20 protein-coding genes and 6 tRNA genes are annotated in these 22,608 nt (G+C 41.3%); 24 read left to right on the forward strand and 2 right to left on the reverse strand.

The features are described from left to right. Positions 1–146 precede the first annotated feature (146 nt). Both IDJ75_RS12860 and IDJ75_RS12865 read right to left on the reverse strand, forming a co-directional pair. Positions 147–1,523, reverse strand: a complete 1,377-nt coding sequence (locus IDJ75_RS12860; protein ID WP_191176001.1) for a serine hydrolase — start codon at positions 1,521–1,523, stop codon at positions 147–149. A gap of 140 nt (positions 1,524–1,663) precedes the next feature. Beyond that, complete coding sequence (locus tag IDJ75_RS12865; RefSeq protein WP_191176002.1) at positions 1,664–4,807, reverse strand: glycosyltransferase family 117 protein; 3,144 nt, start codon at positions 4,805–4,807, stop codon at positions 1,664–1,666. A 212-nt stretch (positions 4,808–5,019) separates the two neighbouring features. On the opposite strand from IDJ75_RS12865, the gene IDJ75_RS12870 reads away from it, so the two are divergent. The 24 genes from IDJ75_RS12870 (at position 5,020) to rplJ (ending at position 22,598) form a co-directional block, all read left to right on the forward strand. Continuing rightward, positions 5,020–5,090, forward strand: a tRNA-Gln gene (locus IDJ75_RS12870). Positions 5,091–5,196: 106 nt separating this feature from the next. Continuing rightward, entirely contained in the window at positions 5,197–6,141 is a 945-nt protein-coding gene (locus IDJ75_RS12875; protein WP_191176003.1) for a ribose-phosphate pyrophosphokinase, read from the forward strand. A 54-nt stretch (positions 6,142–6,195) separates the two neighbouring features. Then, the gene (locus IDJ75_RS12880; RefSeq protein WP_191176004.1) at positions 6,196–6,774 is read left to right on the forward strand and encodes a 50S ribosomal protein L25/general stress protein Ctc; all 579 of its coding nucleotides are present in this window, start codon (positions 6,196–6,198) and stop codon (positions 6,772–6,774) included. 179 nt (positions 6,775–6,953) lie between these two features. Further along, entirely contained in the window at positions 6,954–8,810 is a 1,857-nt protein-coding gene (locus IDJ75_RS12885) for a DUF4185 domain-containing protein (protein WP_191176005.1), read from the forward strand. A 148-nt stretch (positions 8,811–8,958) separates the two neighbouring features. Beyond that, positions 8,959–9,519, forward strand: a complete 561-nt coding sequence (gene pth / locus IDJ75_RS12890; protein WP_191176006.1) for an aminoacyl-tRNA hydrolase — start codon at positions 8,959–8,961, stop codon at positions 9,517–9,519. Between the two features lie 87 nt (positions 9,520–9,606). Then, the gene (locus IDJ75_RS12895) at positions 9,607–12,024 is read left to right on the forward strand and encodes an outer membrane beta-barrel family protein (RefSeq protein WP_191176007.1); all 2,418 of its coding nucleotides are present in this window, start codon (positions 9,607–9,609) and stop codon (positions 12,022–12,024) included. A 29-nt stretch (positions 12,025–12,053) separates the two neighbouring features. Continuing rightward, on the forward strand, positions 12,054–12,398 hold the full coding sequence (locus IDJ75_RS12900; RefSeq protein ID WP_191176008.1) for a Spx/MgsR family RNA polymerase-binding regulatory protein: 345 nt from the start codon (positions 12,054–12,056) through the stop codon (positions 12,396–12,398). Between the two features lie 86 nt (positions 12,399–12,484). Continuing rightward, a complete protein-coding gene (locus IDJ75_RS12905; RefSeq protein ID WP_191176009.1) occupies positions 12,485–13,165 on the forward strand; it encodes a hypothetical protein in 681 nt (226 codons plus the stop codon). A 125-nt stretch (positions 13,166–13,290) separates the two neighbouring features. Beyond that, positions 13,291–15,270 (forward strand): M1 family metallopeptidase, encoded by a 1,980-nt coding sequence (locus IDJ75_RS12910; protein ID WP_191176010.1) that lies wholly within the window; start codon positions 13,291–13,293, stop codon positions 15,268–15,270. 107 nt (positions 15,271–15,377) lie between these two features. Further along, the gene (locus tag IDJ75_RS12915) at positions 15,378–16,061 is read left to right on the forward strand and encodes a peptidase associated/transthyretin-like domain-containing protein (protein ID WP_191176011.1); all 684 of its coding nucleotides are present in this window, start codon (positions 15,378–15,380) and stop codon (positions 16,059–16,061) included. Between the two features lie 108 nt (positions 16,062–16,169). Further along, positions 16,170–16,364 (forward strand): 30S ribosomal protein S21, encoded by a 195-nt coding sequence (gene rpsU / locus IDJ75_RS12920; RefSeq protein WP_067059690.1) that lies wholly within the window; start codon positions 16,170–16,172, stop codon positions 16,362–16,364. A gap of 87 nt (positions 16,365–16,451) precedes the next feature. Then, positions 16,452–17,366 (forward strand): tyrosine-type recombinase/integrase, encoded by a 915-nt coding sequence (locus IDJ75_RS12925; protein WP_191176012.1) that lies wholly within the window; start codon positions 16,452–16,454, stop codon positions 17,364–17,366. A gap of 12 nt (positions 17,367–17,378) precedes the next feature. Further along, the gene (gene hpf, locus IDJ75_RS12930; protein ID WP_067059688.1) at positions 17,379–17,726 is read left to right on the forward strand and encodes a ribosome hibernation-promoting factor, HPF/YfiA family; all 348 of its coding nucleotides are present in this window, start codon (positions 17,379–17,381) and stop codon (positions 17,724–17,726) included. A 243-nt stretch (positions 17,727–17,969) separates the two neighbouring features. After that, positions 17,970–18,042: transfer RNA gene (locus IDJ75_RS12935), tRNA-Thr, on the forward strand. Positions 18,043–18,106: 64 nt separating this feature from the next. Beyond that, positions 18,107–18,187, forward strand: a tRNA-Tyr gene (locus tag IDJ75_RS12940). 85 nt (positions 18,188–18,272) lie between these two features. Next, positions 18,273–18,345, forward strand: a tRNA-Gly gene (locus tag IDJ75_RS12945). A gap of 79 nt (positions 18,346–18,424) precedes the next feature. Further along, a tRNA-Thr gene (locus IDJ75_RS12950) sits at positions 18,425–18,496 on the forward strand. A 66-nt stretch (positions 18,497–18,562) separates the two neighbouring features. Beyond that, positions 18,563–19,750 carry an elongation factor Tu gene (tuf, locus tag IDJ75_RS12955; protein WP_191176013.1) on the forward strand — a complete coding sequence of 396 codons (1,188 nt, stop codon included), beginning with the start codon at positions 18,563–18,565 and terminating at the stop codon, positions 19,748–19,750. Between the two features lie 126 nt (positions 19,751–19,876). Beyond that, a tRNA-Trp gene (locus IDJ75_RS12960) sits at positions 19,877–19,947 on the forward strand. Between the two features lie 17 nt (positions 19,948–19,964). Then, positions 19,965–20,159: a preprotein translocase subunit SecE gene (gene secE, locus IDJ75_RS12965; RefSeq protein WP_191176014.1), complete on the forward strand. Its 195-nt coding sequence runs from the start codon at positions 19,965–19,967 to the stop codon at positions 20,157–20,159. 11 nt (positions 20,160–20,170) lie between these two features. Next, positions 20,171–20,713 (forward strand): transcription termination/antitermination protein NusG, encoded by a 543-nt coding sequence (nusG, locus tag IDJ75_RS12970; protein ID WP_191176015.1) that lies wholly within the window; start codon positions 20,171–20,173, stop codon positions 20,711–20,713. 197 nt (positions 20,714–20,910) lie between these two features. Further along, positions 20,911–21,351: a 50S ribosomal protein L11 gene (rplK, locus tag IDJ75_RS12975; protein ID WP_191176016.1), complete on the forward strand. Its 441-nt coding sequence runs from the start codon at positions 20,911–20,913 to the stop codon at positions 21,349–21,351. A gap of 27 nt (positions 21,352–21,378) precedes the next feature. Further along, complete coding sequence (gene rplA, locus IDJ75_RS12980) at positions 21,379–22,077, forward strand: 50S ribosomal protein L1 (protein ID WP_191176017.1); 699 nt, start codon at positions 21,379–21,381, stop codon at positions 22,075–22,077. A gap of 2 nt (positions 22,078–22,079) precedes the next feature. Next, entirely contained in the window at positions 22,080–22,598 is a 519-nt protein-coding gene (gene rplJ / locus IDJ75_RS12985; protein ID WP_191176018.1) for a 50S ribosomal protein L10, read from the forward strand. The last annotated feature ends 10 nt before the right edge of the window (positions 22,599–22,608 follow it).

Below are 22,608 nucleotides of genomic sequence, written 5' to 3' on the forward strand. Positions count from 1 at the left end.
GCTCTTTAGCCGCTTTTTTTATGCACTGTTCACGCTTATCAATAAAAAGTAGATAAGTGCTAAATGTATAACTTTTGATAATGAGGGGTTTGTAAGTGTTAACGGCGTTCACGGTAGTGAACGTGAACACTTCTTACATAGGTACATTATTTCTTTTCCAGTTCTGTTATAACAGCTTTTGCCGTAGTGTTTGTTGGGTCCAGTTGTAACGAACGCTTGTAGTTTAACAGCGCCTTTTCTTTATCGCCTTTGGCATAATAAGCTTCGCCAAGGCTGTCAAACACATTGCCCGATGTTGGAAACAGCGTGGTATTGTATTCAAAAACCATTATTGCATCATCCATACGGTTGTTATTCTTAAGAGAATATCCGATCTCGTTTAGCGATGCCTCAGTATCGAAGCCATAATCGGCAGCGTATTTTGTTTTTAGGTCATTATAAAAACTAATTATTTGCTGGCCTTTAAGGCTATCCAGTTGTTTGCCAAAAGCAGCTAACACAGATTTTTTTGGCTGCTGGTAGGGCTTATTATCTAATATGGCCTGTATGGCGCGGCCTATATCGTACAGGTTATTTTGCTTATTGTTGGTCATTAAAATAACTGTTCTGCCTAAGGTAGTATTGGCTGTTAGCAGGGCCTGGTAATTTAAACTGGTGCCATCATGCTCATGTATAATAATTTTATTACCCTCTATGCTGCCACCGCCAAGGCCGCACTGTTTATTGGGGGCAAAGGGGGTAAGTATTTCTTTGGTAGATGCCGGGTTTATTAGCTTAAAGTTTTCCAAAGCTTTTTCCCATTTGTAAAAATCGTCAAGGGTAACTGCTGTCCAGCCGGTAATGGGATAGACTAGGGATGATTGCTGGAAATTATTGTTGTATGATTTAGCCATTAGCGGCGTATTGTCGTCCGGATCGATCACTGAATTGCTCATACCGCAGGGTTTCAACATTTTTTGGGCAACAAATTCATTAAAAGTTAAACCCGTTATCTTTTCAATTATGCGGCGTTGTAAAAATGTATTACTATTATTATAAGCATACTTTGTTCCGGGTTCAAAATCAAGCTTGTCAATTTTCTGCATATCGGCCCATATATCGGCGTCGTTCTTAACGGTTTTCCATTTAAGATCGGGCAAACCACTGGTATACTGCAGCAGGTTTTTTATAGCAATGGTATTTGCCCATGCCGGTAAATTTGTAAGGTATTTTGATATTTTATCATCCACACTTAGCTTGCCCTGTTCTTTTAGCATCATAATGGCAACAGCATTAAACTCTTTGGCTATTGAACCGATGTGAAAACGATATGCTGTGGTCAGTTTAGTGGTTTGCGATGCATCGGTAAATCCTAATGCCCCTTTATAAACAATTTTATTGTTATCAACTACCAAAACATTCCCTTTAAATAAACCCAGGCGATTTGTACGGTTCAGCATAGAATCTATAGTGGCTGTTTTGTTTTGGGCAGATGTAATGCCGGATATCAAAAGCAGTGAAAGCAGGATGTAAGCGTGTTTCATTATTTTAGGTTATAAAATTAAGACGCAAGCTGATGAGGTATTGTTACTGGCAGGTGCTTATATAATTGGTGCCGGGTAATACACGTATTTAGAAACAAAAAAAGCGGCTTATCGCCGCTTTTTTAATATTAATGCTTTTATTACTGTGGCTGTTGTGTTTGCAAGCCGCCAAACTTGGTGCCATAGTCTTTCAACTGTGCACCTATTTTGGTGCTTAAAGCATCTTGTTTATAGGTTTTGGTAAGCCCTTCCATACCGTTAAGTAACGATAGAAATAGCTGCACATCGCGTGTGTTTAGACCTGCATCACTTTTTTGATAAAGCATGTAGCTGTATTTTAACTGATCGATAATGTAATCATCAATCTGGTTGGCCAGCTTATTGGCTAATGTAGCATCGCCCATACGGTAAAGGCTTTCAACCATATAATACTTACGTACGGCCAGTTCTGACGATATGATCTGTGATGGCATCACTTCATCATATTTTTTAAGCGCGTTTTTAGCCAGATCTATATGTCCTTCTTTTAAAAGGTTATCGGCAAGGGTGGCATATAAACGGGTTATCAACGGGTAAAATAAATTCAAAGATTCATGATCAAGATATTTAGCGGTTTTGTAATTGCCGTATCTATACTTGTTTATCATGTTGTTATACATCACCAGGGTGTTGCTGTTTTCTTGTGGAGCGGCGGTGGTATCCGGTTTAAACGGCATCAGGCGGTAGGTAAGGCCTTCGCTGTAAAGGTACCTGTCGAGGCCCAGCATGTTATCGCTTGGTACGGTTGATGCAAAATATACAGGGCGTTTCCAGTTGTTATGCGCCAGTATATCCATCATGGCCAGGTTATCCTTGGTTACATATTTACCGGGGTAGGTCCAGTCCATTTCAGGTACTATCAGGTCTTTTTTATCGGCAGTAACTGTGCCTCCTTTAATAACATCATCAGCATTAACTGTTAATTTAAAGTTTTTGGTAGGCAGGTAATTGGCGCTTTCGCCGCTTTGATACTGTACCATGCTTTCCTTATTATCTGATGTAATAAAGTCAAACACCTCTTTAAGCTCAACCGGCCCGGCAATTTTAGCATCGTTATAGTAAATAACATCGCGTATACCCGCTTTAAACTTATCGTTAGGCATGGTAATAGGCAGCGGTGCCGATTGGTTCATCTCGCCCTTCATCTGGCGGATATACCAATCTGTGCCAAGCAAGCTTAAGTTTACTATACGTACATCCGGGCGAACGCCTTCAACTTCTTGTATATACCAAAGCGGGTAAGTATCATTATCGGCATAGGTAAACAATATAGCATTAGGTGCGCATGAGTTTAGGTAATCGTAAGCCAGGTCATGCGGGGTAAGCTTTGTAGAGCGGTCATGATCATCCCATTCCTGGCTGGCCATTAATATAGGCGCTGCCAGTAAGCATGCTACAGTTGCAATGATTGCACTTGTTTTGGCATTGAGCTTTTTGCTGAGTAATTCAGCAATAAATAATACGCCCAGGCCTATCCATATAGCAAATGCATAGAAGGAACCCGCGTAAGCGTAATCACGTTCACGGGGCTGTAAAGGGTCCTGGTTAAGGTAAAGCACAATGGCTAAACCTGTAAAAAAGAATAGTACTACTACAACACCGGCATCGCGCTGGTTGCGTTTAAAATGATAAACCATACCTATCAGCCCTATAATAAGTGGTAAAAAGTATAATCTGTTATATGATTTGCTTAGCGTAACTGTGCTTGGCAATTCTTTACCAAAATTAAAGCCGCTAAGCCAGCTGCCATCGGCACCCTGGTTAGTTTGCCCGTCCATTTCATTGGCGCGGCCTACAAAGTTCCATAAAAAGTAGCGGGTATACATTTGCGTAACCTGCCAGCTGCTGAAAAAGCCGAGGTTGGTAGCCATTGTAGGATGCTCTTCGGGGCCGAGCTGCGACCACATCCTGTAAAACTCGGCGTGGCCGGCTTTCTGACTAAACATACGTGGGAACAAGGTATTACGGTCATAAATGGTATTCAGTTTTTTGCCGGCAACCTCATATTTCTTTTCGCCTCGGCGATATATCTTGGCACCCTCGGTTTGGTCGATAACCTGCGCATCGAAATAGTTACCATACATTAAGGGCGTATCACCGTACTGGTCGCGGTTTAGGTAACTGTTTAGCGCAAAGGCATCCTGCGGATCGCTGTTATTTAGGTTTGTACCAGCTTTCGCACGGATAACGATCATTACAAAAGAGCTGTAGCCGAATAAAATAAACGCGGCGCAAATTAACACACGGTTAAGTGCAACGCGTTTTTCGCGTACTTTTAAAACATACTCTAATAAAGCCAGTATGGCTAAAGCCGCTATAAAACCAATAATGCTTGCGCTGATGGTTAGTATCAATATAAAGCAAACCACAGCTATACCTAAAAATACGTTTGATGGTTTTACGGTATAATAAATACCTGATGCCAGGGCACCAATAACCAGTAAAAAGAAAACAATAGCACCGCTGCCAAAGCCCATACCAAGGGTGTTTACAAATAACAGATCGGAGAAGGCTGCGCCTTTAACTGTAAACTGTATAACGCCCCAAAGTATAAGGGCAACGGTAATAACCCCTAATATAAACGACCAGATAGTGCCTGTAGCAGTAACGTTTTTTGCCCTGCGGAAATAAATAATAAGCGCTATAGCCGGTATAACCAATAAGTTTAATAAGTGGATACCGATGGATAAACCCATTACGTAAGCAATAAAAATGATCCATTTATCGGCGCGTGGCTCGTCGGCATGAGCTTCCCATTTAAGGATAGCCCAAAATACAATTGCCGTACAAAGTGACGATTGCGCATAAACCTCGCTCTCGACAGCCGAGAACCAAAATGTATCAGACCAGGTATAAGCTAATGCACCTACTAAACCTGCACCTATAATTTGTATAATGTTTGTTTGGGTAATTTCTTCGCCGGCTTTAACAACCAGCTTTTTAGCCAATGCGGTGATGGTCCAAAACAGGAACAGGATAGTTGCGCCGCTGGCCAGGGCCGATGCCATGTTGGTAAAGTAAGCCACCTTCATGTTATTACCGAAGGATAACAATGAGAATACCTTGCCTATCATGGTAAATAATGGCGCCCCCGGCTGGTGGGCTACCTGCAAACGGTAAATACAGGCTATAAATTCGCCGCAATCCCAAAAACTGGTTGAGGGTTCGAGCGTTAAAATGTACGTGATGGATGCAATAATGCCGGCTGCCCAGCCAAAAATATTGTTTATCTTATTGTAGTTCATGCTGTTGTTACAAGCTATAGTAGGTTTAAGCAGCCGAAAATAAGAAAAACATTACGATGTTTGCGTTAAAAGCGCTAAACCTTAACACTTTTTAACGCATGTTTTGGCTGTAAAAATTATTTAAAATACTTTTTTAAATTTTGCTTTTGACTTCCGAAAAATCGTCTTATATTTGCATTCCTTTTTGGGATGGCTTACAAACCAAAGGAGATTGCCTGATAGTATAATGGTAGTACGACGGTTTTTGGTACCGTTTGTCTAGGTTCGAATCCTGGTCGGGCAACAAAAATTTCGGATTTCGAATTTTCAATTTCGGATTTACATCTGATAGAAAAATTGAAATCCGATTGTTTTTTATAGGGGTTTGATACTATCGAAATCACAAAAAAATGCCTTTACAGTTCAATACGGTTAAGCTATTTGCAGGTTCAGGTTCGCAGGAGCTATCTAAACACATTGCTTCATCATACGGTCAGGAGCTGGGCGATGTAGTTCTATCGCGTTTCAGCGATGGCGAGTTTCAGCCGCATTTTAATGAGTCTATCCGCGGTTGCGATGTGTTTTTGATACAAAGCACGCACCAGCCAACCGATAACCTGATGGAGCTGTTAATGATGATAGATGCCGCCCGGCGTGCATCTGCCCATTATATTATAGCAGTTATACCATATTTTGGTTTGGCCCGCCAGGACAGGAAAGACAAACCCCGTGTTGCAATAGGTTCAAAACTGGTAGCTAATTTACTGGTAGCCGCAGGTATAAACCGTATCATGACGATGGACCTGCACGCTGCGCAGATCCAGGCGTTTTTTGATGTACCGGTAGATCATTTGGATGCATCTATCATATTTGTACCTTACATAAAAAGCCTTGGTTTAGGCAATATAACCATTGCATCGCCGGATATGGGCGGTTCATACAGGGCACGCAGCTTTGCGAAGTTCTTTAATGCAGAAGTGGTGATTTGCGATAAACGGCGTAAGCGTGCAAATGAAATTGAAAGCATGACCATCATTGGGGATGTTACCGATCAGGATATTGTACTGATCGATGATATTTGCGATACTGCAGGTACACTTGCAAAAGCTGCCGGTTTAATTATGGAGCGTGGTGCACGCAGCGTTCGCGCGGTTTGTACACATCCGGTATTATCAGGCAAGGCTTATGAAACTATCGAAAATTCGGCTTTAACCGAACTGATAGTAACCGATACAATACCATTAAAACACTCGAGCCCTAAAATAAGGGTGCTAACTACTGCCGATCTGTTTGCAAAAGCGATAAGCAACGTTAACGAGCATGGCTCAATAAGCCAGTTGTTTAGGGTAGATTAAGTTGAATTAAAATATCCATACCATGTTGGTGTGGCTTTGTATAATAAATAAATAATGAAATCAATTGCTATTAGCGGTTCTCCAAGAGAGAACGTAGGGAAAAGAGACGCTAAAGGACTGCGTTATCAGGGCTTAGTGCCTGCAGTACTTTACGGTGGTGCAACCCAAACCCACTTTGCAGTGTCCGCAGCTGATTTGAGAGCCGTAGTTTATACTCCGGTTGTTCATTTCATCGACATTGACATAGCTGGTGTTAAATCACAAGCTATTATTAAAGATATGCAGTTCCACCCGTTAACGGAACAACTTATCCACATCGACTTTTTATTGTTAGATGAAAAGAAACCGGTAACTATCGAGATCCCTGTAAAATTAACAGGTACTTCTCCGGGTGTTAAGGTGGGTGGTAAATTAGTTCAAAAACTAAGGAAACTGCGTGTTAAAGCATTACCTAAAGATCATTTGGATAACATCGAAGTTAGCATTGCAGCGCTTGAAGTTGGTAAATCAGTAAAAGTTAGCGAAATCAGTTTGCCTAACCTTACCATCACCAATGCAGCAGAAGATACAATTGTATCTGTAACTACTTCACGTGCATTACGCCAGGCTGAACAAGAAGCAGGTAAAAAATAATTTTGTTGGTGATTTCACCAATTCTAATTGATTAAAGCGACGGTATACACCGTCGCTTTTTTTATGCTTATTGTTTTATAACACAGGTTATTAACGCATAAAATTTTTTCACTAAAATTTGCTAAAACGATTTATATTTATAATGTTTGTGCTAAACCAATTTAGCATAAACCTTTGTTATGAGAAAACCATTACTACTACTGCTTTCGGCAATTGTACTTGTTATATCCTGTTCTAAGGATTACAAACGGTACCCAAGTCCGGGAAGAATGATCAAACAGTTCGCGCTTGCCGAAGGGCAAATAGGCCCTGCAATTTTTGATAACTCCAAACACACCATAACAGTTACTGTGCAAAAAGGAGTTAATATGGCCGCCTTAATCGCCAATATGGTGATATCCGACGGTTCAAAAGTATCCCCGGCATCAGGTACGAGTTTTAACGCTACCTCGTTAAAGCAGGTATTTGTAGTCACCGCCGAATCGGGCGAAAAAATAGAATGGAACGTTGAGTTTAAAGTGTACGATTTTTACAGTACAGACTATGGTGTATTTGCTATTACTGGCACCAACGGTAGCATGCTGCAGGTAGCAGGCGATTATACCTTTAATGAGAAGTATAAGGATAATCAAAAAATAGAAACCGGGAAAAGCGTAGACGTAATGCCTGTTTGGCAAAAATGGCACATGATATACAACAGCACAGCCGCGGGTGTAAGATATTACCAGATCCGGAATTTGTACACCGGTAAATTTTTGAATGCCAGTACCGGCGCACATGCGGGGACACAGGCCGAGCAATATCGCGAATCGGCCACTGCCGGCGAACTGTGGATGGTTGTGCAATCATCAACCCTGGGCGTATATAACATTGTTAATAAGAATACAGGCCTGGCCCTGAGTACATCGGCTACAGATAGCAAAGTAACGCTGGAAAATGCGGATGAGAAAAGCAGCGATCAGCGCTTTACCCTTAAGCCACTGCCCGAGCAAGCCTACAGGGATGATTCTGCAATAGGATTTTTTGAAAGAAATAATACCAGCCAGGGCTCGGTAGCATTTGACCAGGGTACCAGTGTACCGCTGAGTGATGGCCGTGTGCTATGGATAACGCAGGATGCATGGGACGGTTCGAGGCTGCGCGATAATCATAAATTTTCATGTTCAGACTTTTTTAACTACAACAACTCGGTAATGATCCAGCCAACGGCAACCGACTGGAATCCGGATCATACCACTAATATGACGATACCAAACAGCGCGCATGGGAGGCCAAGGCAGGTATTTAATAACCAGCCAGGAACGGATTGGTCATGGCCGGGATTGGGTGTGCAGATAGGTAACAATGTTTGGGTACAGTGCGGCGAGGGCAGGGGCCTGGGCGCCACTAACCAGTCGCTATACAAACTAACCCCTAATGCGGGCGATGAATGGTCGGCTGTACGTTATACACCGGCAGGTATGTCGGGCCAAACAGATATCAGTTATTCTACTGGTATGGTAAAGGGTAATGATGGGTATGTGTATTCTTTCGGCTCGCAGGGCTTTAACTTTGGCTATGCCAATAATATTTTTGTGGCCAGGTTTAAACAGGATGACCCATTGACCTGGACGTTTTGGAACGGTTCGTCATGGGCAAGTGCGCCCACTACCAGTGATGCTGCAAAAATCGCCGTCGGCCCGGGTAACAACAGCATCTCGTACCTCAATGGTAAATACATCATGATGTCAATGGATCAGGGCTTTAATTGCGAAGATAAGCGCGATATCTACATCTCTACATCAAACAGCCCAACAGGACCGTTCACTGCTCAGAAATATATTTATTCCGTTAGCGAATATTTTGGCGGTAAGTACGCACGTTACTATACTCCATCTATTCACCCCGAATCGGTTAATGGCCGTAACGAACTGTTACTGACCTTTTGCCTTAATTTTTCGGGCTGCGGCGTTTCAGATTGCCAGGATGGTTATCTCGATCCGTATTACTATCGTGTGAAAAATATCCGTGTACCGTATTCGATAGTGGGTTTATAAATAAAGTATAATTGTACCGATAACAGCGATAAGTTTTCTTATCGCTGTTTTTGTTTTAATAATAAAATAGCGGCGGGTTTTAAACCCCTCGCTATTTTTGTATAATTGCGCTTGTAAAAAGTTTCCCCTTCAATGGGGGCGGAGAGGTATGAAATATTTAATTGTTGGTTTAGGAAATATTGGGCCGGAATATGCCGATACACGGCATAATATAGGTTTTATGGTGCTTGATGAGCTGGCTAAAAAGGAAGGGGCTAAGTTTTATAATATGCGCCATGCCGGGTATACCGAAGTTAATTATAAAGGCCGTACCCTGCACCTCATCAAACCAACCACCTACATGAACCTTAGCGGCAAAGCGCTAAACCACTGGATGAAGGAACTGAAGATACCAGTGCAAAATGTGCTGGTAATTGTAGATGATATTGCCCTGCCATTTGGCACCCTGCGCCTTAAACCAAAAGGTAGCGCTGCCGGGCATAATGGCTTAAAACATATCGAAGCTACCCTCGGCAATAACGAGTATGCCCGCCTGCGTTTTGGCGTGAGCGATAATTACCCCAAAGGCCGCCAGGTTGATTACGTACTAAGTGGTTTTGATGACGATGAAAAACCCGAACTGCCTGCATTAATAGATCGCTCAATTGAGATGATAAAAAGCTTTGCCACCATTGGTACCGAGCTTACCATGACAAAATATAACAGGTAATCAGGTTGTTACCTAAAAAATAGTTTAAAAGTTGTTTTTGTGCAACGTTAGGAGTGTTTAGGGGTCTTTTAACCCTAAATAACACCAATGAAAAAACTTTTACTGGCAGCATTTGGCTGTTTCTTAATAGTTGCCTCTTTCGCACAAACAGCGCAGCAAAACCTAAGCATTAAAGGTATAGTAATAGATTCGGCTGCGAATAAGCCGCTTGGCTTTGTTACTGTTGCTTTAACAGATGCTGCAACCAATTTGCCCGTAAAAAGCACCCTCACCAAAGATGATGGAACCTTTGAACTAACCAATATCCCGGCAAAACCTTACAAACTGTCATTGGTGTTTATGGGTTACAAAACAAAAACTATTGATATAAACGGGGCAACAGCGGCTGTTGATGTTGGTCGGATGATGTTATCGCCCGCGAGCAACCAGCTTAAAGAGGTATCTATTGTGGCGGCAAAACCATTGATGAAACAGGAGGTTGACCGTATAAGCTACGATGTACAGGCCGACCCGGAAAGTAAAGCCCTAACCGCTCTTGATATGATGCGCAAGGTGCCCATGCTGTCGGTTGATGCATCTGATAATATAAAACTGAAAGGGGGCGGTAATTATAAAATCCTGCTTAATGGTAAGGAGTCGGCTTTAATGGCGCAAAATCCATCAGATATATTAAAAGCAATGCCGGGTACCAATATTGTAAGGATAGAAGTGATCACAACCCCTCCGGCCAAGTACGATGCCGAAGGGCTTGACGGTATTATTAACATTATTACCCAAAAAAAAGGAGACCAGGGGTACAACGGCTCAATAAACAGTAGGTACAACAGCGTTTGGGGCGAAAATATTAATTTGAATGTTACCGCAAAGCAGGGTAAATTAGGATTTAATGGTTATGTAGGTGCCGGCGCCCGCCCAAAACGGGAAACAGCCCTTGGCAGCGAAAGCGTTTTTTCAAACCCGGTATCATCATTAAACCAGGATGGTACACGCTTTTTCAGCGGCAGAAATATTTACAACAGCAACGAATTAAGTTACGAAGCCGATAGCCTTAATTTAATTACAGGTACTTTCAATTTTTATAACAACAACAACGATAATGGTAACAGCCAATACTCCGTGCAACGCGATGGTTTAAATGATATTACCCAGGCTTATAATATAATGGGTACTAACAATAGCAAATACCACGGTACTGATGCCGGGCTTAATTATCAGCTTGGGTTTAAAAACAATAAAGACCAGTTACTAACCGCATCATTTAAATACAGCAATAACAGTAGCCAACAGTTTAATGATGTGCAGGCCGATCAAACTGTTAACTATGATAACCCAAATTACAGGCAATATAACAAGGCGGGATCAAAGGAATACACTACGCAGTTAGATTACATACATCCCTTGAAAATTATTACCATTGAAGCCGGTGGTAAAATGATAGCAAGGAACAGCTTCAGTGATTTTCACACCGATACGATTAATGCTAATAACCAGTACATAACCGATAGCAAGCAAGAGAATGATTTTAGTTATCATCAGGATGTATATAGCTTATACAACTCTTACCAGTTAAAATTCACCAAATGGACGTTTAAAGGTGGGGCGCGTGTTGAACATACCGGTATTGATGCCAACTTTTCATCAACAGGCAGCACATTGAAACAAAACTTTACCAACGTAGTGCCATCAATATCTATACAACGCAGCCTTAAAAGCAGCAGCATTACTTTCGGCTTTACCCAGCGTATACAAAGGCCTGGTATATATCAGTTAAACCCTTTTGTTAATACGTCCAATCCAAAGTTTATAGTAATGGGTAACCCCGAGCTTAAGCCTGCTGTAAATAATAATTTTGAATTGGGTTACAGCAATTTTGCAAAGGGATCTATCAATATCAACACAAGTTACTCTTTTGCCAACAACACTATTCAAAACCTGCTTAAGGTTGATGAAAATGCCGTAACTACCACAACTTTTGGCAATGTTGGCAAAAATAAAAAGCTTGCCTTAAATATAAGCATCAATTACCCTATTACCACTAAACTGAACTTTAATTTCAACTCCCAAATAGCACAAGTATGGCTGCAGGGTACCTTTAACGGTAGATTTTATGCAAACAGTGGGCCACAGGGGTCCGCATTTATCAATGCCGGTTATAAGTTTGATGACGGTTACCGTATAGGCGTAAATGGCGGATACGATGGGCGCCAGGTGTTGCTACAGGGTAATGATAACTATTGGGTAGGCGCCGGATGTAGTGTATCGAAAGAATTGTTCAGTAAAAAAGCTACGGTATCGCTTTATGCCAATAATCCGTTCAAAAAATTTATCAGGTTTGATTTCCCCACCCGTACGCCCGATTTCCAAACCACTGCTTATAGCTTTAATTACTATCGCAGCATCAATATCAGTTTTAATTACAAATTTGGGAAGCTTAACAGCAGCATCAAGAAAAATCAGCGCGGAATTAATAATGACGATTCCAGCGGCAGCGGTTCTAAAAATTAATAATTTAGCGGGCAAAATATACATTCCCGATGAAAGTTTACGGCATCACCAATTGTAACACGGTAAAAAAAGCGCTCGACTGGCTAAAGGCCAACAATGTAGCCTATGAGTTTCATGATTTTAAAAAGCTTGGCGTAAGTGCCGAAAAATTAAATGAATGGGATAAAAAAGCAGGGTACGAAAAATTCATGAACAAACAAGGCCTCACCTGGAAACAGCTTGACCCGGCCGTGAAAGAAAGCATTAAAACCAAAGATGATGCCCTGCAGCTACTGCAACAAAAAACCAGCATGATCAAGCGTCCTGTTATTGAGCACGGCGATTTCCTGTTTTTTGGTTTTGACGAGGCGGTGTATAACAAAGAGTTGCTATAGCTTGCTCTGATCCCTGAAAGCAAAAATTTGTTGATCCTTAATGTAGCGCTTTTGGCATGAGGCACGTAATTAAATAAAACTACCTTATGAAAAAAATATACACTTGTTTGTTAGCCGTGGCGTTATTTACTGCCTGTAAGAAAGCGGATACAGAAGACAGGATAATAATTGAACCGCCTTACCAAAAACTGATAGCCAACGATACACTTACCAGCGGGCAGCTTTTTGGGCTAACAATTGGGCAAACAAGTGCAGAGTTGTATGCAAAAATACAGCAAGTGCAGGCTGCAGAAAAAATAGGTGGCTTATCTGTAGTTAACAACATATACACCAGCATTGATAGCCTTAAAACAAGGTTGCTTTTATACAAAGGCATTTTTATGGATGAGGCGGTAGGCACGTCAACCGGTGTGCAGCTAAGCTTCGAAAATAATAGAGTAAAAACTATTTTCCTTAATAATGGTGCTGGGCTTACACGCTGGCCGGTTAGTATTACCTCAAATAATGCCATTGCCATAGGCGACCCGGTTGACGAAATATACCAGAAGCTGGTAAACATAAAAAAAGACCCGCTATCGGCAAAAAAACTCGAACGCCTTTCAATATTTTTTAAGGATACCAATAAACCATATGACCCGCAAATGAGCGCTTCGCCGCAATGGTACTTTGTTTCAACAAAATCTGCTAAACGGTATATGTATGTTACGCTAAATTTTACCACTGGCAAACTTGTATCTATTTACACCGCCGAGTTCGAAACTCAATAGACCATCAGTGTATTGGTTTAATAACAAATAGGTAACTTCCTCATTACAACTTAATGATTATGTAAAACGGTAATTCAATAATTACTATACTTGTGTTTGTTTTTACCAAATCATTATAAAAAATTATGAAATTGAAACTAATTGCCGGTTTTACGCTGGCTTTTATGTCTGTTGCCGGCGTTAACCAGGCCCAACAGCAGCCACAGGCACCTGCAGGCAGCTATAATTACCACGAAGCTTTCGCGCCGTTCTTCTATACCAAAAATGGTTCTGAATTCCGTGCTGCTGATGGGCAGCCAGGCCCCAAATACTGGCAAAATCGTGCCGATTATCAGCTATCGGCAAAACTTAACGACCAAACCAACGAGGTTGTAGGTTCAGAGATTTTAAACTACACCAACAACAGCCCGCAAAAGCTTGATTTTTTGTGGATGCAGTTAGACCAGAACTTGTTTAAATCAGATTCCCGCGGTACGGCTATCATCCCGCCAAGCGGCAGCCGCAATGGCGGTAAAGGCGATCTGTCAAAAGGTGGTTATAATATCAAATCTGTTAAAATTATCGGTGCAAAAGGTACTGCTCCTGTAGCCGTTAAATATTTAATTGATGATACCCGTATGCAGATATTTTTGCCTACATGTGTAACTGCCAATGGGGGCCAGGTTAAACTGTCTATTGAATATTCATTCATTGTACCCGATTACGGATCTGATCGTACCGGTATCCAGGACACTAAAAACGGTAAAATATACACCGTTGCGCAATGGTACCCGCGCATGTATGTGTATGATGATATTATGGGATGGAATGCTGTGCCTTATACCGGCCCGGGCGAATTTTACCTGGAGTATGGTGATTTTGACCTGAGTATCACAGCTCCTGCAAACCATATTGTTGTAGCATCCGGCGAGTTGCAAAACCCACAGGAGGTTTACACACCCGAGCAATTGAAACGTTGGGCACTTGCCGAAAAAAGCGAGCAAACAGTAGTTATCCGCTCTGCAAGCGAAGTTACCGATGCGGCATCGCGCCCGGCTGGTAAAAAAGAACTAATCTGGCGTTTTAAAATAAAGAATGCACGTGATGCCTCATGGGGTTCATCGGCGGCCTTTATTATTGATGCCGCCAAGATGGACTTGCCAAGCGGTAAAAAATCAACAGCGATATCAGCTTACCCGGTAGAGAGTGATGGCAACAACGCGTGGGGCCGTTCTACTGAGTACGTAAAAAAATCTATCGAATTTAATTCACAAAAATGGTTTGAGTACCCTTATCCTGCTGCTATAGCTGTTGCTGGGAAAGTAGGGGGTATGGAATATCCGGGTATTGTATTCTGTGGATACAAAGCAAAAAGGGGGGATCTTTGGAACGTAAATGACCATGAATTTGGCCACACCTGGTTCCCAATGATCGTTGGCTCTAACGAGCGTTTATACGGCTGGATGGATGAAGGCTTTAACACATTCATCAACACTTTAAGCACCGCCGATTTTAACAAAGGCGAGTATGCAGGCAAAAAGCAAAATATACAGCAAGCCGGCGCTTTTGTAACTCAGCCAATATTTGAGCCTGTGTTAAGCACTCCAGAAAACCTTAAAGAACAAAACACCGGTATATTATTGTATTTTAAACCGGCTATGGGTTTAACCTTGCTGCGCGAGCAGATCCTGGGCCCTGAGCGTTTTGATTTTGCTTTCCGTACCTACGTTGCGCGCTGGGCATTTAAACACCCAACGCCTGATGACTTTTTCCGCACAATGGAGAATGCAAGCGGCGAAAACCTGAACTGGTTTTGGAGAGGCTGGTTTGTAAACAACTGGCGCCTGGATGTTGCTGTGCGCGATGTTAAATATGTTAGTGGCGACGCAAGCAAAGGCGCATTAATTACCATTGATAACCTGGATAAACTGGTTATGCCAACCATCCTTGAAATTAAAACCGTTAGCGGTAAAACCGAAAGGGTAAAACTACCGGTTGAAATATGGGAACGCAATAACACCTTTGTTTTTAAATACCCATCAACAGAAGAAATACAATCTGTTACCTATGACCCTGACAAAGTATTACCGGATTATAACCCGGACAATAATGTTTGGAAGAAGTAATTATTATAAAAAACCCGGTTTAAACCGGGTTTTTTATTGTTTTAAATATTAAAAATGCAAACCTTTGCCACTATAGGCAGGTTATCCTGTTAGCTAATCCATCAGCCATGAAAAAACTATTATTTGTTGCCGCCATTTTATTATTTATAGCATCATTTGCCCGGGCGCAAAACACCTTTAAAGGTACTGTTTACGAGAATGGCACAAATACCCGCCTATCCGATGTATTTATCCGCGATGCCAATAGCCGACAGGTAAGTATTACAGATAAGAACGGGAATTTTACCATAAACACAACCGTGGGCCATACGCTTATCTTTAATTCGCCGGGGTATAATTCAGATACCTTGTACCTGATTGACATGACTCCAAAAAAGATAATGCTTACCACGCAAAGAATCTCGTTGAGCCAGGTTAACATTACAGCCAAGCGTTCCGATTTTAACCCGCGGGAAGAATACCCCGAAGTTTACGAAAAAAGTAAAGTGTATGTGTTTTCGCCATCAACCTGGTTTAGCGGCGAAGGTAAAAAGGCACGCCGTTTAAAAAAATATTTTCAGCGCGAGGCAGAGCAACGTAGTATTGATGCCGCGTTTAGCCCGGGCTATGTAAGTAGTATTGTACCATTAAAAGGCAATGACCTGGAGAATTTTATGACGATGTTTAGGCCAAGCTACGCGTTTTTACGCAGCAACAACCGCGAATCGATGGCGGCGTATATCAATGACAGTTATAAGAAATTTATGGCCCTGCCTGCAGATAAACGTGCACCCCAGGCGTTGAAACCATAACTGGTTAGCACATGTGTAAACAGGCATAAAAAATTATAAAATATTGTATTTCAGATTTAAAACTATTTTCCTACCTTTGACGTCCCTGAAAGGAGGTATATAGGAATTATGATCATCATTAACGTAAAAGACGGCGAATCATTAGACAAAGCACTAAAACGCTTTAAAAAGAAATTCGAAAAAACAGGTGTTTTAAGAGAACTGCGTAGTCGCCAGGCTTTTGAAAAGAAATCAATTACCCGTAGGCATGAAATTAAACATGCTATCTACAAGCAGAATATGAACCTGGAAACTACTGTTTAATTTCTTTTAAAAGAAATTTACAGATTTTCTTGTCACTATAAAAAAACTATTTGTACATTCAATTTATTGGGTGTTCAAATAGTTTTTATGTTTTTAGACAGGTTTATACAGCACATCAGGTTCGAGAAAAGATACTCGCCCCACACGGTATCAGCCTACCAGAGCGACCTTGAGCAATTTATGCTCTTTTTAAACCCGCCCAACCAGCCGGTACAGGTTACAACCCCAACAGACATCAGCCATCACGACATCCGTAACTGGATGGTGCAATTAATGGATAACAAGCTGCTTGCACGCTCAGTTAACCGTAAAATAGCCACACTGCGCAAATATTTTAAATTTTTACTGCAGGAGGGGATAATAACTACCAACCCTGCATCGCGCATCAACACACCTAAAGTACCCAAGAACCTGCCAACAGTGGTAGATAGTGATAAGCTAACCGGCATGCTTGATGGTAAAATGGATGCTGCCAATGAGAAAATTTTTACAGATGATTTTGCCGGCCTGCGCGATAAACTGGTTATTGAGATGCTTTTTGGTACCGGCATGCGCCTGGCCGAAATTACCGGCATAAAAGAAACAGATATTAATTTGTACGAAGGAACTATAAAAGTTTTAGGTAAACGCAACAAACAGAGGATAATACCACTAAATAACGAGCTTATACTACTGTTAAAGCAATATAGCGGGGCAAAGAAAAGTGAAAATTTTCATAACAATTCCTTAACCTTTATCGTTACAAATAAAGGAGCGGATGCATATCCCAAGCTTATATATTTAATAGTGCAGAAATATCTTTCACATATATCAACTCAGGATAAAAAGAGCCCGCACGTGTTAAGGCATACGTTTGCAACAAGCTTGCTAAACAACGGTGCCGATTTAAATGCTATAAAGGAATTGCTTGGCCATGCTAACCTTAGCGCTACGCAAATTTATACGCACAATTCAGTAGAACGACTTAAATCTATTTATAAACAAGCCCATCCAAAGGCATAAAAAGGAGGAAAAATGAAAATTACAGTGCAATCTATTCACTTCACTGCAGACAAGAGATTACTTGATTTTATCCAAAAGAAAGTAGATAAGCTGGAGACGTTTTACGATCACATAATAAGTGGTGAAGTATATTTAAAGCTGGAGAACGTAGAGGATGAGGCTAATAAGATATCAGAGATAAAACTGATGCTGCCGGGTAACCAAATATTTGCAAAAGAGAAGTGCAAAACGTTTGAAGAGGCTACTGATTTGGTAGTTGAGAGCCTAAGGAAGCAAATTGAGAAACATAAAACAAAAAAATCTATCGCTGCCGAAGCTGCTAAAAAAGCGGCCCTTGTAACGGAAGAAGATGATTTTTAGGCATATAGCGCGGCAAAATTAAAGCCCGGATCGGCAGGTTTAAAGCCTGCCGATTTTTTTTGCAAAAATATTTTGTACAGCCTTAAATTTTTGTAGATTTGCAATCCCTTTCAGAGAGGCTTTAATCAGTCCCTTGATTATTGAGAGGGTGGTTCTTTAAATAGAAAAAAATAAGCGAAATATTATTTTGCAGCCCAAACCCCAAATTGCCGAAAGGTAAAAACGGTAACGGCGACAATTTAAGCCTCCTTAGCTCAGCTGGTAGAGCGACTGACTTGTAATCAGTAGGTCATTGGTTCGATCCCGATAGGAGGCTCTGTTTATTTCGGAAATATGGTACTTAGCTTCCAATTGAGTATTATAAATCCGAAATCAACAATGGGGGGATACCAGAGCGGTCAAATGGGGCGGACTGTAAATCCGCTGCTTCGGCTACGAAGGTTCGAATCCTTCTCCCCCCACTTTTAATTAGTGAGTTATTGAATTGGTGAATTAGTGAATTAAAATTCACTCAATCGCTAAATCAGTAATTCACTAACTATTTTTGCGGAAGTAGCTCAGTTGGTAGAGCGATAGCCTTCCAAGCTATAGGTCGAGAGTTCGAACCTCTTCTTCCGCTCTTTAAAAGGTGAGCAGCATGCGGTTCGCGGCAGGCAGGTAACTGTAAGCTGATAACTAACAACTGCAAACCAACATTAGCCGACGTAGCTCAGGGGTAGAGCACTTCCTTGGTAAGGAAGAGGTCATGGGTTCAAATCCCATTGTTGGCTCAGATACTTTTAATAATATAAAGTACATTAAGTTTAATAAATTAACCTACAAATAAAAAATAAATCATGGCAAAAGAAAAGTTTGACCGCAGCAAGCCGCACTTAAACATCGGCACTATCGGTCACGTTGACCACGGCAAAACAACCCTTACTGCAGCTATCACTAAAGTATTAGCTGATGCAGGTTTATCAGAAGCACGTTCATTTGAATCAATTGACTCTGCTCCTGAAGAAAAAGAGCGTGGTATTACTATCAACACCGCGCACGTTGAGTACTCAACTGCTAACCGTCACTATGCACACGTTGACTGTCCAGGTCACGCGGATTACGTGAAAAACATGGTTACAGGTGCTGCTCAGATGGACGGTGCTATCATCGTAGTTGCTGCAACTGACGGTCCGATGCCACAAACTCGTGAGCACATCTTGCTTGCTCGTCAGGTAGGTGTACCTTCATTGGTTGTATTCATGAACAAAGTGGATATGGTTGATGATCCTGAACTATTAGAATTAGTTGAAATGGAGATCCGTGAATTATTATCATTCTACGATTTCCCTGGTGATGATATCCCGGTTATCCAAGGTTCTGCATTGGGTGGCTTAAATGCTGATCCGAAATGGGTTGCAAAAATTATGGAATTAATGGATGCTGTAGATAACTACATTCCAATTCCTCCACGTTTAACTGACCTTCCTTTCTTGATGCCTGTTGAGGACGTATTCTCGATCACTGGTCGTGGTACTGTTGCAACCGGTCGTATCGAGCGTGGTGTTATCAACTCTGGTGAGCAGGTTGACATCCTGGGTATGGGTGCTGAGAACTTAAAATCAACCGTAACAGGTGTTGAGATGTTCCGCAAGATCCTTGACCGTGGCGAAGCTGGTGATAACGTAGGTTTATTACTACGTGGTATTGAGAAAACTGATATCCGCAGGGGTATGGTTATCTGTAAACCAGGTTCAGTAAACCCACACACTGATTTCAAAGCAGAGGTTTACGTATTATCAAAAGCAGAAGGTGGCCGTCACACTCCATTCTTCAATAAATACCGTCCGCAATTCTATTTCCGTACAACTGACGTAACAGGTGAGATCACCTTAGCTGAAGGTGTAGAAATGGTTATGCCAGGTGATAACGTTACTATCACTGTAAAGCTGATCAACGCTATTGCTATGGAAAAAGGTCTACGTTTCGCTATCCGTGAAGGTGGTAGAACAGTAGGTGCTGGTCAGGTAACTGAAATATTAGCATAATTACAATACCCTTAATTGGGTAGCAAAACGGTTAATTTTGTATAAAGTACCGGGGCTTTTGTCTCGGTACTTTATTCACAATAAGCAAATACAATACAACTCTTCGATATTTTGGAGATAGTATACACGGGAATAGTTCAACGGTAGAATAGAGGTCTCCAAAACCTTTGATCAGGGTTCGAATCCTTGTTCCCGTGCATAAGCAATTAATAAAATGGCAGGCGTAGCTGAATATATTAAAGAATCATACATTGAGTTGACCGAGAAAGTAACCTGGCCAACCTGGAGAGAGTTGCAAAGCAGCGCCGTATTGGTGTTGGTAGCTGCAATTATTATTGCTATGCTTATTTTTGGTATGGACCAGATAATCGGCTATTTGCTTAATCAGTTTTATACATCACTAACCTAATTATATAATAGATGAGTGAGCAATTAAAATGGTACGTAGTTAGGGCCATTAGTGGTAAAGAAAAAAAGGTAAAGCAATATATAGATGCGGAAGTAAACAGGTTGGGTATAACACACCTTGTGCCGCAGGTATTGATCCCTACCGAGAAATATTACCAGATGCGTGATGGTAAAAAGATAGCTAAAGAGCGTAATTATTTCCCGGGCTACGTATTAATGGAAGCCGCGCTTGATGGTGAACTGGAGCACGTTATTAAGAATATTAATAGCGTTATTGGCTTTTTGGGTGATAAGGCAGGTAATGCCATCCCTTTACGCCAGGCCGAAGTTAATCGTATTTTAGGTAAGGTGGATGAGATGAGCGCACAAGGCGAAACCATGAATGTGCCATATTACGTTGGCGAAAACGTTAAAGTAATGGATGGACCTTTCAACGGATTTAGCGGTGTGATAGAAGAGGTGAACGAAGAGAAAAAGAAATTAAAAGTAATGGTAAAGATATTTGGGCGCCGTACGCCGCTTGAATTGAATTACATGCAGGTAGAGAAAGAATAGTTTAGTGATTGGTAAATGGTTGATTTGTGAATAGTTGACCCAAGCCTGACCTAACATATACAATATTATATACACAGAGCGTTTGATAATACACGAGTGGCAACTACTCACCACTCCCAAAATCAACCACTCACAAAATCTTAAATGTTACTTAGCTTCCACTTACTAACATTGAGTTATAATTAAAACAAATCAAAATGGCAAAAGAAGTCGGTGCGATGGTAAAGCTACAAGTGAAGGGCGGCGCTGCAAACCCATCTCCACCAATTGGCCCAGCATTGGGTGCAAAGGGTGTGAACATTATGGAGTTTTGCAAGCAGTTCAACGCACGTACCCAGGACAAACCTGGTAAAGTGTTACCTGTAGTTATTACTGTTTATGTCGACAAGTCTTTCGATTTTATCATTAAAACACCTCCGGTGGCTATACAACTTTTAGAAGTTACAGGCCTAAAGAGTGGTTCGGCAGAGCCCAACCGTAAAAAAGTTGCCAGTGTAAACTGGGAGCAGGTTGAGACCATTGCTAAAGATAAAATGACTGATTTGAATGCATTTACAGTAGAATCAGCCATGAAAATGGTGGCAGGTACTGCCCGCAGTATGGGGATAACCGTATCAGGTACGGCACCCTGGAATTAATTAATTTATACAAATCAGTTTAAGACAGTGGCTAGATTAACAAAAAATCAAAAAGTGGCACTCTCCAAGATTGAGGCAAACAAAACATACACTTTAGAAGCAGCATCATCACTGGTAAAGGAATTAACCAATACCAAATTTGATTCATCTGTTGATATTGATGTACGTTTAGGTGTTGACCCGCGTAAAGCCAATCAAATGGTACGTGGTATAGCAACATTACCTCATGGAACCGGTAAAACTGTACGTGTATTGGTGCTTTGTACTCCAGATAAGGAGCAAGAAGCTAAAGATGCAGGTGCGGATTTTGTTGGCTTGGATGATTATATTGCCAAGATTGAAGGCGGATGGACTGATGTTGATATTATCATCACTATGCCAAGCGTTATGGCTAAGGTAGGTCGTTTGGGCAGAATATTAGGCCCGCGTAACCTTATGCCTAACCCTAAATCAGGAACAGTAACACCAGAAGTTGGTAAAGCTGTTGCTGACGTAAAAGGTGGTAAGATCGATTTCAAGGTTGACAAAACCGGTATCATCCATACCTCAATAGGAAAAGCATCTTTCACTGCTGAGAAAATTTATGAGAACGCATTAGAAGTATTGCAAACTATCTCTAAATTAAAACCATCAGCAGCAAAAGGCACATATTTTAAGAGCATACATATCTCTTCAACCATGTCGCCGGGTATTACAATTGAAACTAAATCAGTAGCGGGGATCTAATCATGAATAAAGAAGAAAAACACGACCTTGTTCTTGCCCTTGCTGATCAGATTAAAGAGTACGGTAATTTTTATATTACTGATACTGCTGATCTAACGGTTGCAAAAGTAAACAATATCCGTCGTCAGTGTTTCGAGGCTGATATCACCATGCAGGTTGCAAAAAATAGCTTGATCAAAAAAGCTATGGAAGCAGCAGAAGGTGATTTTACCCCGATTTATGATGTATTAAAAGGTTCTTCATCAATCCTTTTCTCAAAATCAGCAACTGCCCCGGCAAAGTTGATCAAAGCTTTAAGGAAAAAAGGTGATAAACCAGTTTTAAAAGCAGCATACATTGATTCAGCGATATTCATCGGCGATAATCAATTAGATACTTTGACCAAATTGAAGTCAAAAGAACAATTGATCGGCGAGATAGTAGGCTTACTGCAATCACCAGCAAAGAACGTTATTTCTGCATTACAATCAGGCGGAAATATATTAGCAGGTGTTGTAAAAACATTACAAGAAAGAGGTTAACGAACACCTT

It is taken from the genome of Mucilaginibacter rigui, assembly GCF_014773275.1.
GTDB classification, from domain to species: domain Bacteria; phylum Bacteroidota; class Bacteroidia; order Sphingobacteriales; family Sphingobacteriaceae; genus Mucilaginibacter; species Mucilaginibacter rigui_A.

What these genes read in the sequence shown, in the direction of transcription:
- IDJ75_RS12860 (WP_191176001.1), bottom strand. Translation starts at nt 1,523, where the DNA reads ATGAAACACGCTTACATCCTGCTTTCACTGCTTTTGATATCCGGCATT.
- IDJ75_RS12865 (WP_191176002.1), bottom strand. Translation starts at nt 4,807, where the DNA reads ATGAACTACAATAAGATAAACAATATTTTTGGCTGGGCAGCCGGCATT.
- IDJ75_RS12875 (WP_191176003.1), top strand. Translation starts at nt 5,197, where the DNA reads ATGCCTTTACAGTTCAATACGGTTAAGCTATTTGCAGGTTCAGGTTCG.
- IDJ75_RS12880 (WP_191176004.1), top strand. Translation starts at nt 6,196, where the DNA reads ATGAAATCAATTGCTATTAGCGGTTCTCCAAGAGAGAACGTAGGGAAA.
- IDJ75_RS12885 (WP_191176005.1), top strand. Translation starts at nt 6,954, where the DNA reads ATGAGAAAACCATTACTACTACTGCTTTCGGCAATTGTACTTGTTATA.
- pth (WP_191176006.1), top strand. Translation starts at nt 8,959, where the DNA reads ATGAAATATTTAATTGTTGGTTTAGGAAATATTGGGCCGGAATATGCC.
- IDJ75_RS12895 (WP_191176007.1), top strand. Translation starts at nt 9,607, where the DNA reads ATGAAAAAACTTTTACTGGCAGCATTTGGCTGTTTCTTAATAGTTGCC.
- IDJ75_RS12900 (WP_191176008.1), top strand. Translation starts at nt 12,054, where the DNA reads ATGAAAGTTTACGGCATCACCAATTGTAACACGGTAAAAAAAGCGCTC.
- IDJ75_RS12905 (WP_191176009.1), top strand. Translation starts at nt 12,485, where the DNA reads ATGAAAAAAATATACACTTGTTTGTTAGCCGTGGCGTTATTTACTGCC.
- IDJ75_RS12910 (WP_191176010.1), top strand. Translation starts at nt 13,291, where the DNA reads ATGAAATTGAAACTAATTGCCGGTTTTACGCTGGCTTTTATGTCTGTT.
- IDJ75_RS12915 (WP_191176011.1), top strand. Translation starts at nt 15,378, where the DNA reads ATGAAAAAACTATTATTTGTTGCCGCCATTTTATTATTTATAGCATCA.
- rpsU (WP_067059690.1), top strand. Translation starts at nt 16,170, where the DNA reads ATGATCATCATTAACGTAAAAGACGGCGAATCATTAGACAAAGCACTA.
- IDJ75_RS12925 (WP_191176012.1), top strand. Translation starts at nt 16,452, where the DNA reads ATGTTTTTAGACAGGTTTATACAGCACATCAGGTTCGAGAAAAGATAC.
- hpf (WP_067059688.1), top strand. Translation starts at nt 17,379, where the DNA reads ATGAAAATTACAGTGCAATCTATTCACTTCACTGCAGACAAGAGATTA.
- tuf (WP_191176013.1), top strand. Translation starts at nt 18,563, where the DNA reads ATGGCAAAAGAAAAGTTTGACCGCAGCAAGCCGCACTTAAACATCGGC.
- secE (WP_191176014.1), top strand. Translation starts at nt 19,965, where the DNA reads ATGGCAGGCGTAGCTGAATATATTAAAGAATCATACATTGAGTTGACC.
- nusG (WP_191176015.1), top strand. Translation starts at nt 20,171, where the DNA reads ATGAGTGAGCAATTAAAATGGTACGTAGTTAGGGCCATTAGTGGTAAA.
- rplK (WP_191176016.1), top strand. Translation starts at nt 20,911, where the DNA reads ATGGCAAAAGAAGTCGGTGCGATGGTAAAGCTACAAGTGAAGGGCGGC.
- rplJ (WP_191176018.1), top strand. Translation starts at nt 22,080, where the DNA reads ATGAATAAAGAAGAAAAACACGACCTTGTTCTTGCCCTTGCTGATCAG.